Below are 14,415 nucleotides of genomic sequence, written 5' to 3'. Positions count from 1 at the left end.
TCTCCCAGCACACTCGTCAGACATCTGCGGAAGGGCGATCAATGTGCACTTCGTCGGAAAGTTTGACTAGTGGGTGTTCCACGGGGTTTGGACGATATTCATGTAAGGTTTTTCCCTAGCTCTACGCTGTTTTCATCGACCTAGACTTACGTCCAATGGGCACCTATCGCGTAGGAGTCGACCATGCAGGACGATAACGACAAAAAAACTGCGGTCACTGTTATGAGTAAAGCTGATGCTTTCACGCAGGCGGGTAAAACCGCCGTGTTGCAGAACATCCACGGCACTTTGCAATTCCTGCAACGTTTCCCGCCATTCAATCAAATGGAAAATGCGCACCTGGCATTTCTGGTTGAACAGTGTCAATTACGTTTCTTCGGCCCTGGCGAGAGCATTCTCAAGCCGTCGGGCGGGCCGGTGGAGCACTTTTACATCGTCAAACAAGGCCGCGTCGTGGGCGAACGACCGGACTCGGCAGAAACCACCTTCGAAATCACCACTGGCGAGTGCTTCCCCCTTGCTGCGCTTTTAGGTGAACGAGCCACGCGCACCGAGCATAAAGCCGCCGAAGACACCTTCTGCCTGCAACTGAACAAGCCCGCCTTTATCAAACTGTTTGCCCTCTCCAGCCCGTTTCGCGACTTTGCCCTGCGCGGCGTCAGCAGCCTGCTGGATCAGGTCAACCAGCAAGTGCAGCAAAAAGCCGTGGAAACCCTAGGCACGCAGTACTCGCTCAATACCCGTCTGGGCGAATTGGCCATGCGCCACCCGGTAATGTGCAGCCCGGACACGCCGCTGCGCGAAGCGGTGACGCTGATGCACGAGCAACAGGTGGGCAGCATTGTGATCGTCGACGTCCATCAGTCGCCCCTGGGGATTTTCACCTTGCGCGACCTGCGCCAAGTGGTGGCCGACGGCACCAGCGATTTCACCCAGGCGATCGACAGTCACATGACCCAGGCGCCGTTTTTCCTGACCCCGGACCACAGCGCATTCGACGCCGCCATCGCCATGACCGAACGGCATATCGCCCATGTGTGCCTGGTCAAGGACCAGCGCCTGTGTGGCGTGGTATCCGAACGCGATCTGTTTTCCCTGCAACGGGTCGATCTGGTGCACCTGGCCCGCACCATCCGCAATGCGCCCCGGGTGGAGAACCTGGTGGCGATTCGCGGCGAGATTGGCCAGTTGGTCGAGCGAATGCTCGCCCATGGCGCGTCATCCACCCAGATCACTCACATCATTACCCTGCTCAACGATCACACGGTGTGTCGAGTAATCGAGTTGACCCTCGCCGAAAAAGGCGACCCCGGCGTGCCGTTCAGTTGGTTGTGTTTCGGCAGCGAAGGCCGCCGCGAGCAGACGCTGTACACCGACCAGGACAACGGCATTCTGTTCGAGGCCAAGGACGCGGTTGAGGCCGCCGAGATTCGCGGTCGGTTGCTGCCCCTGGCGCAGCAGATCAACCAGAGCTTGGCGCTGTGCGGGTTCAGCCTGTGCAAGGGCAATATCATGGCCGGCAACCCCGAGCTGTGCCTGTCGCGGGCGGAATGGGCGCGGCGGTTTGCGGCGTTTATTCGTGAAGCAACGCCGGAGAACCTGTTGGGTTCGAGCATCTATTTTGATCTGCGGGTGGTGTGGGGCGATGAACAGGGGGGCGATTTTTTGCGCCAAAACGTCCTGGATCAGGTCGCAGATAACCGGCTGTTTCAACGCATGCTTGCCGAGAACGCCTTGCGCCAACGGCCACCTGTAGGACGTTTCCGCGAATTCGTGCTGACACGCAAAAGCGGTGAAAAAGCCACGCTCGACCTCAAGGTGCAGGGCCTCACACCGTTTGTCGACGGCGCGCGCCTGCTGGCGCTGGCCAATGGCATCCACGCCAACAACACCCTGGAGCGTCTGCGCCAGTTGGTGGCCAAGGAAGTCATCGAACCGCTGGACGGCGCCGCGTATGAGGAGGCGTACCACTTTATCCAGCAAACCCGCATGCAGCAGCACCAGTTACAGACCCGCGAGAACCAGCCGTATTCCAACCGCGTCGACCCCGATAGCCTCAACCACCTGGACCGGCGCATTCTGCGCGAATCCCTGCGCCAGGCCCAACGCCTGCAAAGCAGCCTGACGTTGCGGTATCAACTGTGAGTTTATTCGACTGGTTACGTGCGAAAAAACCTGGCCTTGATGCCGCGCAACAACGGCGCCTGGTGCAACTGTCCAAGCCCGCGGCATTGGGCGATAACCCACTGCGTACCCAACGCTGGGTGGTGGTAGATCTGGAAACCAGCGGCCTGAATCTCAACCGTGACCAAGTGCTGTCCATCGGCGCGGTGGTGATCGAAGACGGCGCGGTGGACTTTTCACAGCTGTTCGAACGCACCCTGCAGCGCGCCGAAACAAAGCTCAGCCCCAGCGTGTTGATCCATGGTCTGGGGCCCAGCGCCATCGCCGCTGGCAGTGATCCGGTGGAAGCGCTGCTGGACTTCATGGCATTTGTCGGCGACAGCCCATTGCTGGCCTTCCATGCACCGTTCGACCAGCACATGCTCGGCCGCGCACTCAAGGACAGCCTGGGTTATCGCCTGGCGCATCCGTTTCTGGATGTGGCCGACATCGCCCCACTGCTGTGCCCCGAGGCGCCTATCCGCGAAGCCGGACTGGACGACTGGATAAACCATTTCAAACTGCACGTGGGCGAACGCCATCACGCCAGCGCCGACGCCCTGGCCACGGCGGAGCTGATGCTTATCCTATTCAGTCGTGCACGACAACAGCAGATCGACTCCCCGAAGGCGCTTCAGGAGCGCTTGAGCCAATGGAAACGGCGCAAGCAAGCGCCCTCTTTCTAACCAATTAAATAAATGACCTTTAGGTGAAAGGGCTTTCATTGTGGTGAGCGGGCTTACCCCGCGCTGGGCTGCGGAGCAGCCCCAATCCAGGCACCGCGTTTCTTCAGTCATAACCCATTGGCAGGTGTTGGGGCCGCTTCGCAGCCCAGCGCGGGGCAAGCCCGCTCACCACGGAAAACCTAGTCACCACAGAAAGCCTGCTCACCAAAGAAAGCCCCTTCACCACGCTTGAGCCGGTGGAAACGGCGCAAGCAAGCGCCTCTTTCTAACCACTTAATAAATGACCTTTAGGTGAATGAGCTTTCATTGTGGTGAGCGGGCTTGCCCCGCGCTGGGCTGCGGAGCAGCCCTAATCCAGGCACCGCGTTTCTTCAGTCATAACCCATTGGCAGGTGTTGGGGCCGCTTCGCAGCCCAGCGCGGGGCAAGCCCGCTCACCACAGAAAATCTAGTCACCACAGAAGGCCTGCTCACCAAAGAAAGCCCCCTCACCACGCTTGAGCCAATGGAAGCGGCGCAAGCAAGCGCCTCTTTCTAACCACTTAAATAAATGACCTTTAGGTGAATGAGCTTTCATTGTGGTGAGCGGGCTTGCCCCGCGCTGGGCTGCGGAGCAGCCCCAATCCAGGCACCGCGGTTCTTCAGTCATAACCCATTGGCAGGTGTTGGGGCCGCTTCGCAGCCCAGCGCGGGGCAAGCCCGCTCACCACAGAAAATCTAGTCACCACAGAAGGCCTGCTCACCAAAGAAAGCCCCCTCACCACGCTTGAGCCAATGGAAGCGGCGCAAGCAAGCGCCTCTTTCTAACCACTTAAATAAATGACCTTTAGGTGAATGAGCTTTCATTGTGGTGAGCGGGCTTGCCCCGCGCTGGGCTGCGGAGCAGCCCCAATCCAGGCACCGCGGTTCTTCAGTCATAACCCATTGGCAGGTGTTGGGGCCGCTTCGCAGCCCAGCGCGGGGCAAGCCCGCTCACCACAGAAAACCTACTCACCACAGAAAGCACCTCACAACAGAAAACCTACTCACCACAGAAAGCCCCTCACAACAGAAAACCTGCTCACCACAGAAAGCCCCCTCACAACAGAAAACCTGCTCACCACAGAAAGCCCCCTCACAACAGAAAACCTACTCACCACAGAAAGCCCCCTCACAACAGAAAACCTGCTCACCACAGAAAGCCCACACCACAAAGAGCTCTTCTCACAAGGCAACGCTCATCTACCAATGAGATGTCATTAAGCCTTCAACCCGACGGACGCCAATTGCGCCCATCCCACGCCTCTGACACAATCGCGAATAATTCTCGTTAGTTTAAACCCCCTGTTTATTCGGTGATGCCTTGTCGTCGGTCCAGAACCCACACAGTGAGCTTGTTGGCGCGTTGTATCGCGACCATCGTGGCTGGCTGTTGGCCTGGCTGAGGCGCAATGTGGCCTGCCCGAGTCGCGCCGAAGACCTGAGTCAGGACACCTTCATGCGCCTGCTGGGCCGTGACGAGCTGCGCGCCCCCCGCGAGCCACGGGCATTTCTGGTGGCGATCGCCAAAGGCTTGCTGTTCGACTACTTCCGTCGCGCCGCCTTGGAACAGGCCTATCTCGCCGAATTGATGCTGGTCCCGGAAAGCGAACACCCTTCTGCGGAAGAACAGCAACTTATCCTGGAAGACCTCAAGGCCATCGACCGCCTGCTCGGCAAGCTGTCGAGCAAGGCCCGCGCCGCGTTCCTCTATAACCGCCTCGACGGCCTGGGCCACGCGGAAATCGCCCAGCGCCTCGGCGTGTCAGTACCCCGTGTGCGCCAATACCTGGCCCAGGGCATTCGCCAGTGCTACATCGCGTTGTATGGCGAACCGTTGTGAGTGCGATCAGCTCAAAACCGGTCTCGGCCCGTGTGCTGGATGCGGCGATTGCCTGGCAGCTGTCCCTGGATTCCGGCGACGGCAGCGCGGTGGAACGTGAAGAGTTCAGCAAATGGTTGGCCAGCAATGAAGAACACGCTCGCGCCTGGCGCCAGCTGGGGATGCTCGATCAGCGCTTTGGCGTGGCCTCGGGCCCGGCGCGGGCGGCGTTGTTGCAATCGCGTGAAGGTATTCGCCAACGGGTGCGCAAGCTCGGTACTGGCCTGGCGAGTATCGCGCTGGTGTGCGGTTTGGCGTTGTTTGCCGGCGAGCGTTATGTGCCGATCCACTATTGGCTGGCCGACCAACGCACCGCCACCGGCGAACAGCGCACGCTGAAACTGGCGGACGGCACGCAGATCAACCTCAATACCCACAGCGCCATCGACGTACGCTTTGATGAAAAACGCCGGCTGATCGTGTTGCAGGAAGGCGAAATCCTCGTCGAGACCGGCCACAACGACGCGCGCCCGTTCTACGTGCAAACCCGCGACGGCAGCCTGCGGGCGCTGGGCACGCGGTTTATCGTCAGGCGCGAAGACGACGCCACGCGGTTGAGCGTCTTGCAATCGGCAGTCGCGGCGCAGCCGCAAGCATTGCATCAAGAACAGATTTTCAAGGAAGGCCAGCAAGTGCTGATGCGTGGCGACGGCCTCGGCCCAGCGCTGGCCGTCACCCCTGCCACCGACGCCTGGACCCGCGGCATGCTGGTGGTCGACAACGCCCGCCTGGGCGATGTGGTGGAAGAGCTCAGCCGCTACCGCACCGGCTACTTGGGTGTGGATAAAAGCGTGGCTGACCTGCGCATCACTGGCAGCTTCCCGCTGCACGACACCACCCTTGCGCTCAACGCTCTGCTGCCGACCCTGCCGGTGCAGATCGAGCAGCACACGCCGTGGTGGGTAACGGTCACGGGTAAGCCTTAGGTTCTGGGGTGGCTGGGCTATCGCTATCGACGATTCGACTTGCCCCCGATGAGGCCCTCACACCCACCGCAAAAATATTTTGATCCTGCCCTATCACTTCTCGATTCTCGTTCGGCACATAGGCAATTGCGAATTACTTCCATTCAGGAGCCGCCCCATGTCCCGCACGCTAGACACCTTGTTGCGCCCCAGCCTGTTAGCCGTGGCTATAGCCCTCAGCGCCCCGCTGGCCAGCCCTTCACTGTTTGCCGCCGAACAAGCGTCCAGCGTGCGCGCCTACAACCTGCCGGCTGCACCGCTGGCCACCACCCTGAACCAAATCGCCAGCCAGGCCGGCCTCGCGCTGACCCTCAACCCGTCGCTGGCCGCCGGCAAGACCTCGGCGCCGGTCCAGGGCCAGTTCGATGCACAAGGTGCACTGCGCGAGGCGTTGCGTGGGACTGGGTTGCAATTGGAACAGGGTGGTGCGGGGACGTTTACCTTGGTGGCGATTCCTGAGGGGGTTGTGGCGTTGCCAGAGACCAGCATCATTGGTCAGGGCGATACCGAAAGTGCCTGGGGTCCGGTCGAGGGCTACCTGGCCAACCGCACTGCCGCCGGTACCAAGACTGACACGGCACTAGTCGAGGCACCGCGTTCGATTTCCGTCGCCACCCGCGAGCAGATGCAGGACCGCAACGTCCAGAACCTGGATGACGCGGTGAAGTACATGCCCGGCATCGTCTCCGCCAGCTATGGCAGCGATACCCGTTACGACTGGATGCGCGTGCGCGGCTTCGAACCGACCCAATTCCTCGACGGCCTGCCACTGCCACGCGGCGTTTACGCCAACCCGAAAGCCGAAACTTGGAACCTCGACCGTCTCGCCCTGCTGCGCGGTCCCGCCTCCTCGGTGTATGGCCAGACACCGCCCGGCGGCCTGCTGGATATGGTCAGCCGCCGCCCCAGCGCTGAACAGAGCAATGCGATCCAGGTGCAATACGGCAGCGACAACTACCGCCAGATCAACTTCGCCAGCACCGGCAAGATCGACGATGAAGGCCAGTTCCTCTACGGCGTCAGCGGTGTGGTGCGTGATGCAGGCACCCAGGTCGACCATATCGATAACAAGCGCTACAACATTGCGCCGAGCCTGACCTGGAATATCGACCCCGATACCAAATTTACCTTGCTCTCGCAGTTCACCCGCGACGATACCGGCACCACCAGCCAGTTCCTGCCGATCCAGGGCACCAAAATAAAATCGTCTTTGGGCGAAGTATCCCACCACAAGAACCTGGGCGATCCGGACTACGAGTTCTACGACCGTACCTACTACGCGCTGGGCTACGCGTTCGAACATCGCTTCAACGATACGTGGCAGTTCAAACAAAACCTGCGCTATACCAAGTCTGAGCTGTCGTTCCAGCAATTGACCGTCGGTTCTTATATCTACCAACCAGCTGACGCGGCGGGCAATATCGCCCGTTCTTCGACGAACGTTGACGAGAACATCGGTCAGTTCGCAGTGGACAACAACTTCCAGGCTGACTTCGCCACTGGCGATATTATCCACACCGTGCTGCTGGGCCTGGATCATCAGCGCACCGATACCTCGTTCCGGACCATCTACGGCACCGCATCGAACATCAACATCTTTGATCCGGTCAACACCGCGCCGACTGTGCGTCCGGTCGGCGTGACGCCTTACTACGACTACAACCAGAAAACCGTGCAGACCGGCCTCTATGTGCAAGACCAGATGGCCCTCGACAAGTGGCGCCTGACGCTGGGTGGCCGTGAAGATTGGGTACACCAGGGCACCACGTACTTCAACAAACTAGACGCGACCAACACCGACCGCAGCAAGAACTTCAGTGGCAACGCGGCGATCAGCTATGTATTCGATTCTGGCTTTGTACCGTACCTGTCCTATGCCGAATCCTTCCAGCCAGCGAGCAACGCCAGCACCGACCCGGTCAAATCGTACAAACCCACCGAAGGCAAGCAGTGGGAACTGGGGATCAAGTACCAACCGCCCGGCTCTAATACCTTGCTGAGCGCGGCGGTCTACGACCTGACTCAGAAAAACGTACTGGTAACCCGCACCGGCGCAGGCAACGAGTCGATCACCGACCAGGCCGGCGAAGTGAAGGTCAAGGGTCTGGAACTGGAAGCCGTCTCTGACGTGACCGAGAACCTCAAGGTGATTGCCGCCTACACCCTGTCCAAGTCCGAGGTGCAAACCGGCATCTATAAAGGCAACCGCCTGCAACTGATCCCCAATCAGCAAGCCTCGCTGTGGACCGACTACACCTGGCACACCGGCCCACTGGATGGTTTCGGTATCGGCTTCGGCGCGCGCTACACCGGCAACACCTATGGCGACCAGGGCAACACCTGGACTGGCAAAGCCAATGCCTACACCGTATTCGACGGCGCGGTGCACTACGACCTGGGCCGAATCGATAACAGCCTCAAAGGCGCGTCGGTAAAACTCAACGCTACCAACCTGTTCAACAAGGACTACATTTCCACCTGTGACGGTTCCTACTGCTACTTCGGCGACCAACGCAGCGTAGTCGCCAGCGCCACTTACCAGTGGTAATCGGCTGAGTTAACAACCAAGCCGCCTCCTTGGGCGGCTTTGGTGTGTCTGAAGGTTAGAAAATGAAAAGCAAAACCATCCGCCGCTGGTCCTTCATCCACACTTGGACCAGCCTGATCTGCACCGTATTCCTCCTGCTGCTCGCCCTCACCGGCCTGCCACTGGTGTTTCACCATGAGATCGACCATCTGCTGGGCAACGAGCCCACACTGGCGCAGATGCCTGCCGATACGCCGCAGCTCAACCTTGAGCAACTGGTCGCCAAGGCGCAGGCCCATCGCCCCGGTGAAGCCATGCAATACCTGGCGTGGGACGAGGACGACAAGAACGGTGTGATCGCGATCATGGCCGCTACTGCGGGCACTGAGCCCAATTCGTCCCACACCTTTATGCTCGACGCGCGCACCGGCGAGTCGGTGGAGATGCCTTCGGCCAATGGCGGTTTCACGCTGTTCCTGCTGCGTCTGCATGTGGACATGTTCGCCGGGCTGCCGGGCAAGTTGCTGCTGGCGTTCATGGGCGTGTTGTTTGTGCTGGCGATCATCTCCGGCACAGTGTTGTACCTGCCGTTTATGCGCCGATTGAAGTTCGCCACTGTGCGCCAGGACAAATCCACCCGCCTGCGCTGGCTGGATCTGCACAACCTGATCGGCGTGGTCACCCTGACCTGGGCGCTGGTGGTGGGCGTGACCGGCGTGATCAGCGCCTGCGCCGACCTGATCATCGCCGCGTGGCGTCAGGACAGCCTCAGCGCGATGATCGAACCGTACAAGAATGCCCCGCCGCTGACCCAGCGTGCCCCAGCAACGGAACTGCTGACCATCGCCGCCAAGGCCGCCCCTGGTATGCAGCCGGATTTTATCGCCTTTCCTGGTACACGCTTTTCCAGCGAGCATCATTACGCGGTGTTCATGAAAGGCAGCACCCACCTGACCTCGCACCTGCTCACGCCGGTGCTGATCGACGCGAGCACCCTGGCCGTCACCGCCGTTGCCGAACGGCCGTGGTACATGGACGCCATGGGCATGTCTCAGCCGCTGCACTTCGGTGACTACGGCGGCATGCCGATGAAAATCCTGTGGGCGGTGCTGGATGTGTTGACCATCGTTGTGCTGATCAGCGGGATTTATCTGTGGATCGTCCGGCGCAAGGCGGGCAAGGCATGAAGCCAAGACAGTCGAGTTTCTGGAAGGTATTTGGCATCCCGCTGGGGATTGGCCTGCTCGGCGCCGCCGGGTTGTTTGCGGCGTTGCTGGGTGATGGGCTGTGGGATTCGTTGAGTTGGGTGGGGTTGGGGATACCGGCCGCCATTGGCATGTGGGCGTTGTTCAAGCGGCGTGGCTGAGGGCGCTATCGGGGGCAAGCCCCTCCCACAGGTGTTCCGTGGTCGTCATGACAACTCGGTCAACCGTGGGAGGGGCGGTGCGACGATTCGACTTGCCCCGATGAGGCCCTCAAAAACACCCGCACTCCCCCTCGCCAGCCACCGCGCAACCCTCTAGGCTAGCCACAGTCAATTTTGAGGCTTGCCCATGTCCACTCCCAGCATGACCTTGTTCCATAACCCCGCGTCACCGTTCGTTCGTAAGGTCCGCGTGCTGCTGATCGAAACCGGCCAGCAGGATCGCGTGGCCCTGCAAGGGTGCATGCCGACCCCGGTCAACCCGGACGCGCAGGTGGTGCAAGGCAACCCCGTGGGTAAGATCCCGGCCCTGCGCCTGGCGGACGGCAGCGCGTTGCACGACAGTCGGGTGATCCTTGATTACCTCGACCACCAGCATGTGGGCAACCCACTTATCCCCCGCGACGGCGCGGCCCGCTGGCGCCGCCTGACCCTGGCCTCGATGGCCGACGGCATCATGGATGCCGCCGTGCTGGTGCGTTATGAATCGACCCTGCGTCCGGTGGAGAAACATTGGGCGCCTTGGCTCGACGAGCAGCGCAACAAGATCCGCCGCGCCCTCGCCGAGCTGGAACAGGATGCCATCGCCGAACTGACCAGCCACTTCGACATTGCTTCGATCAGCGTGGCCTGTGCCCTGGGCTACCTCGACTTCCGTCATCCGGACATGCAGTGGCGAGTCGACAACCCCAAGCTTGCCGGCTGGTACGCCGAAGTCAGCCAGCGACCTTCGATGCTGGAGACCCAGCCGCCGGTCTAGCAAACCGCTCAGCTTTCCTGTGGTGAGTGGACGGTCTGTGGTAGTGGGCTATCCGTGGTGAGCGGGCTGTCTGTGGTAGTGGGCTGTCTGTGGTGAGCGGGCTTGCCCCGCGCTGGGCTGCGAAGCGGCCCCAAAACCTGCCAATCGGGTATTGCTGAAAAAACGCGGTGTCTGGATTAGGGCTGCTTCGCAGCCCAGCGCGGGGCAAGCCCGCTCACCACAGACAGCCCCTTCATCCCAAAAATCCACTCTCCACAGACAGCCCTTTCACCCCAAAAATCCACTCACCACAGACCGTCCACTCTCCACAGACCGTCCACTCACCACAGACCGCTCACTCTCCACAGCCCGCCCGCTCACCACGCAAACCTCACTCACCACAACAGCGGAAAACAGCGCGTTAATTTTCTCCACCAACTGCGACCGCTCTTGCCGATCCTCTCGTAACCCACTCATTGCACCGCCTCCAGATCAAACGCCAACGGCTCGACCACCTTGCGCTTGCCCACGCCATACCAATCCAGTTTGCGCGTCAGCACCATCACCGTTCCCAGCAGGCCGAACAACAGCAGCGAGCCCATCAGCAGCGCGTAATCCTCGGCGCTCAACAGCCCGTACAACAAGCCGTACAACGCCGCCAACCCCGCCGAAAACCCCAGGCCGTGGGCGATGCTGCGCAGCACATGGCACACATAAAAGCCGATCAACATCACACAGGCACTCGCCGAGATCAGGTACGCCAGGGCAAAACCCAAGTGCTCGGACAACGACAACAGCAGCAGGTAGAAGAACGCCAGCGCCACACCCACCAAGGCGTATTGAATCGGGTGCACTGCCAGGCTCTTGAGCACTTCGAAGAGGAAGAAGCCGGCAAAGGTCAGGGCGATGAACAGCAGCGCGTATTTGATCGCACGGTCGCTCTTGAGGTACTGGTCCACCGGATCGATGAAGTTCACCCCGAAGCTGCGGCTGTTGAAGTCCTCACAGCTGTTTTCGGACAAGCAGCCACGCAGGGCTTCTTCGAGGTTGGTGGAGAAGAACGAAGTCTGCCAGTTGGCGGTGAAGCCCTGGTCGGTGACCTCACGCTGAGCCGGAAGGAAGTTGCCGATAAAGCTCGGGTGTGGCCAGTTGGACGCGAGTGAGACCTGGCTGGTCTTGCCCACCGGCACCACTTGCAGTTGCTCGGTGCCCTGCAGGCGCAGGTCAAAAGCGAAGTCCATGGCGGCCGGTTTCTTGTTGTCCTGCGCCGGCAGTTCGACGTGTACACCTTCACCCAACCAACCGACCTGACTGCCCGGCGAGAACTCCAGGCGCTGGCTGCCCAGCTCCAGTTTCAGCGCGTTTTCGATACCGCGAATATCGCTGATGCCCACCGCCAGAAACGCCGGCTCAAAGCGGTAATCGGCATAGTTCTCGGTGATGCCCCATTGCTCCGGCAGCACAAAACGCCCGCTGATGCGATTGTCGGCGTGGAACAGCCGAGCTTGGTAAATGCCCCGTGCGCGCAGTTCTGTCTGCACCTTGCCGTCGAGTTCAAAACGCTCCGGAAGGAAATACAAACGACCACGCACTTCACGGGTTTCTTCGTAGCGCTTGTTGAGCTTTTCATTGAGCTTCCACTCACGCACGGTCTTGCGATAGGGCACCACCATCACCGGGCCGGTGAGGCGTTGGGCGTAGCTGGAGCTGCGTGCGATGTCCATCAGTACGCCGTCGCGCAGTTGCTGGCGGTCGCTGATGATGCCGTTGATCATCAGCAACGGAATCAGCAACAGCAGGATCAGCAGCGCAATCGCGCCAAGTTTGAAAAGCAGGCTGCGGTTCATGGGTCTCTCCCTGTTTTGATGGAGAGAGAGTGGGCCGCGCATGTGGGGGATTTATGTGGGCAATGTGGAGACTGTGTGGAGATGCAGTTCTACGCGCACGCCGCCGGGGACGTTACCGATCTGCAATGCGCCGCCGTGAAGCTTCATCACTTCCTCGACAAAGTTGAGGCCCAGCCCCGTGCTTTTGCGTCCGCTGGCCGGGCGTGGCAGGGAATAAAAACGTTCGCTCAGGCGCGGCAACGCGTAGTCGGGAATCGGTGCGGCCTGGTTGAACAGGCTCACCTGCACATCGTTATGGTGCGTCTGTGCAGCGAATGCCAACAGGCCGCCAGGGGGGTGAAATCCAAGGCGTTCTCCAGCAGATTGCCCAGTGCCTGGCGAAGGAGGAAGGGCTCGCCGAACACCTTCACATCCGCCGCAATCGTCTGCTCCACTTGCAAGCCGGCGCCTTCGATCCGCGCACATTGGGCCTTGAGCACGTCGTCGACCAAGGCTGCCAGCGGGATACTCACCTGCTCTTCCAGGCCTTGGCGTTGTTCCACTTGCGCCAGGTTCAGCAAACGCTCGATCAACTGCTGCAGGCGTGCGCTTTCACTGTCGATATTGCCGACAAAACGCTGCTGCTGCTCGCGGGTCATATCACCCTGCAACAGCTCTGCCGCGCCACGAATCGCCGCCAATGGGCTTTTCAATTCATGGGTCAGGGTGTGCACGTAATGCTCGACGTAGGCCTTGCCCTCCAGTTGCGTGCGCATGTGCTCCACAGCAGTGGATAACTGCTTCAACTCGCCACCACGGTAGTGAGGCAACTCGGCGCGCCGGCCTTCGCTGACCGCCTCGGCATAGGCCGTCAGCCGTCGTAGCGCGACGCTCAACCACCACGACAACAGCGCGCCCAACAGCAGGCCCAGGATGACTAATCCGGCGCCGTACCACAGCAGGCGCCGCTCAGTGCGATCCACATAAGGCTGCAATGAACTGTTGGGCTTGGCCACGGTGACCACGCCGATGATCTGGCCGTTGTCGCGGATCGGTGCACCTACGTGCATCACTGATGAAGTGGCGTCATCCGGTTGGCTGCGGGTGGAGCGGGCGCCGTATTCGCCGCGCAGCGTCAGGTAAACATCGTTCCATTTGGAGTAGTCCTGGCCCACCGCTTCGCCTGTGGAGTCGAGCAACACGATGCCTTTGGCGTCGGTGACATAGATGCGGTGGTTGACCTGGTTTTTCGGCAGGCCCCATATGGTCGCGCCCGGCTGACGGTTCCCGTAGGCCTTGAGCAATTCCTGCCAGTGGCTTTGGCCGAGGGTGCGGTTTTTGACGTCATCGCGCAGGATCTCGGCCAACAGGTTGGCGGTGTCCACCAGGGTTTCCTCGGTGGACTGGCGCACGCCGGGACGGATTTCCTTCATCACCGTGCTGAGCACGAAGTAACCGGTGAGGCCGATAAACAGCGCGTACACCAGGAAAATCCGCAGCCCCAGGCGCATCAGCTGTTGCTCGGGCTGTAGCTGTAGCCCAGGCCGCGATGGGTCTGGATCGGTTCGGCGTCCGCCGCCACGCTACGCAGTTTGCTGCGCAGGCTTTTGATATGGCTGTCGATATTGCGCTCGTAGCCGGCATCCGCCGGTACGCCTACGGCATCCAGCAATTGCTCGCGGCTGAACACCCGCTCGGGTTGTTCCAGCAGGCTCTGCAGCAGGCGGAATTCATGGCGCGTGAGGCTCAGGGGCTGGCCCCGATAGGTGATCTGCATCCGTTCCAGGTCCACCTGGAACACCGCCGGTGCAACGCCAGGGCCGACCCGCTTGAGAATCGCCCTGACCCGCGCCGCCACTTCCCGTGGGCTGAACGGCTTGACCACATAATCATCGGCGCCGATTTCCAGCCCCACTACCCGGTCGATCTCAGCATCGCGCGCGCTGAGGAACATCACCGGCACTTCGGTGAAACGGCGCAATTGCTTGCAGGTTTCAAAACCGCTGATGTCGGGCAGGCCGATGTCGAGGATGATCAAGTCGGCGGGCGTCTGCCGCTGATGGGCCAATGCCTCCTGGCCGAGGCTCAGCCAGGTGGTGGTAAAGCCCTCGCCTTGCAGGGCGAATATCAGCGTGTCGGCTATCGCCGCTTCGTCTTCGACAATCAGGATGTAGGGCATGGGTTCAA

The 14,415-nt window shown here is 60.7% G+C and carries 10 protein-coding genes and 1 pseudogene; 8 read left to right on the top strand and 3 right to left on the bottom strand.

The window, feature by feature from the left end; all coding sequences use genetic code 11:
* Positions 1–222 precede the first annotated feature (222 nt).
* The 8 genes from AB4N82_RS12485 (at position 223) to AB4N82_RS12450 (ending at position 10,423) form a co-directional block, all read left to right on the top strand.
* Positions 223–2,145 (top strand): putative nucleotidyltransferase substrate binding domain-containing protein, encoded by a 1,923-nt coding sequence (locus AB4N82_RS12485; protein WP_177434275.1) that lies wholly within the window; start codon positions 223–225, stop codon positions 2,143–2,145.
* Positions 2,142–2,849: a 3'-5' exonuclease gene (locus AB4N82_RS12480; protein ID WP_122756320.1), complete on the top strand. Its 708-nt coding sequence runs from the start codon at positions 2,142–2,144 to the stop codon at positions 2,847–2,849. Before AB4N82_RS12485 ends, AB4N82_RS12480 begins: the two co-directional genes overlap by 4 nt.
* 1,341 nt (positions 2,850–4,190) lie before the next feature.
* Positions 4,191–4,709 (top strand): RNA polymerase sigma factor, encoded by a 519-nt coding sequence (locus AB4N82_RS12475; protein WP_032883939.1) that lies wholly within the window; start codon positions 4,191–4,193, stop codon positions 4,707–4,709.
* Positions 4,706–5,674: a FecR domain-containing protein gene (locus tag AB4N82_RS12470; protein ID WP_122763584.1), complete on the top strand. Its 969-nt coding sequence runs from the start codon at positions 4,706–4,708 to the stop codon at positions 5,672–5,674. Before AB4N82_RS12475 ends, AB4N82_RS12470 begins: the two co-directional genes overlap by 4 nt.
* A gap of 157 nt (positions 5,675–5,831) precedes the next feature.
* Positions 5,832–8,261 carry a TonB-dependent siderophore receptor gene (locus AB4N82_RS12465; protein WP_122763585.1) on the top strand — a complete coding sequence of 810 codons (2,430 nt, stop codon included), beginning with the start codon at positions 5,832–5,834 and terminating at the stop codon, positions 8,259–8,261.
* 62 nt (positions 8,262–8,323) lie between these two features.
* A complete protein-coding gene (locus AB4N82_RS12460) occupies positions 8,324–9,427 on the top strand; it encodes a PepSY-associated TM helix domain-containing protein (protein WP_032883945.1) in 1,104 nt (367 codons plus the stop codon).
* Complete coding sequence (locus AB4N82_RS12455) at positions 9,424–9,606, top strand: hypothetical protein (RefSeq protein ID WP_032883948.1); 183 nt, start codon at positions 9,424–9,426, stop codon at positions 9,604–9,606. Before AB4N82_RS12460 ends, AB4N82_RS12455 begins: the two co-directional genes overlap by 4 nt.
* 187 nt (positions 9,607–9,793) lie before the next feature.
* The gene (locus tag AB4N82_RS12450; protein WP_095185068.1) at positions 9,794–10,423 is read left to right on the top strand and encodes a glutathione S-transferase; all 630 of its coding nucleotides are present in this window, start codon (positions 9,794–9,796) and stop codon (positions 10,421–10,423) included.
* 452 nt (positions 10,424–10,875) lie between these two features.
* On the opposite strand, the gene creD is transcribed toward AB4N82_RS12450, so the two are convergent.
* From creD to creB, 3 genes and pseudogenes are all read right to left on the bottom strand, one after another.
* Positions 10,876–12,249, bottom strand: coding sequence for a cell envelope integrity protein CreD (gene creD / locus AB4N82_RS12445; RefSeq protein ID WP_122763587.1), 1,374 nt, complete (start codon positions 12,247–12,249; stop codon positions 10,876–10,878).
* Positions 12,250–12,300: 51 nt separating this feature from the next.
* Positions 12,301–13,739 (bottom strand): annotated as a pseudogene (creC, locus tag AB4N82_RS12440) (two-component system sensor histidine kinase CreC).
* Positions 13,739–14,407 (bottom strand): two-component system response regulator CreB, encoded by a 669-nt coding sequence (creB, locus tag AB4N82_RS12435; RefSeq protein WP_122763588.1) that lies wholly within the window; start codon positions 14,405–14,407, stop codon positions 13,739–13,741. The pseudogene creC and the gene creB overlap by 1 nt, the downstream one beginning before the upstream one ends.
* Between the last annotated feature and the right edge of the window lie 8 nt (positions 14,408–14,415).

The organism is Pseudomonas sp. H1_D04, assembly GCF_054683855.1.
This window is presented reverse-complemented; position numbering and strand designations above follow the sequence as displayed.

Coding starts and splice junctions, on each gene's coding strand:
- AB4N82_RS12450 (WP_095185068.1), top strand. CDS start 9,794: ATGTCCACTCCCAGCATGACCTTGTTCCATAACCCCGCGTCACCGTTC.
- creD (WP_122763587.1), bottom strand. CDS start 12,249: ATGAACCGCAGCCTGCTTTTCAAACTTGGCGCGATTGCGCTGCTGATC.
- AB4N82_RS12465 (WP_122763585.1), top strand. CDS start 5,832: ATGTCCCGCACGCTAGACACCTTGTTGCGCCCCAGCCTGTTAGCCGTG.
- creB (WP_122763588.1), bottom strand. CDS start 14,407: ATGCCCTACATCCTGATTGTCGAAGACGAAGCGGCGATAGCCGACACG.
- AB4N82_RS12460 (WP_032883945.1), top strand. CDS start 8,324: ATGAAAAGCAAAACCATCCGCCGCTGGTCCTTCATCCACACTTGGACC.
- AB4N82_RS12455 (WP_032883948.1), top strand. CDS start 9,424: ATGAAGCCAAGACAGTCGAGTTTCTGGAAGGTATTTGGCATCCCGCTG.
- AB4N82_RS12485 (WP_177434275.1), top strand. CDS start 223: ATGAGTAAAGCTGATGCTTTCACGCAGGCGGGTAAAACCGCCGTGTTG.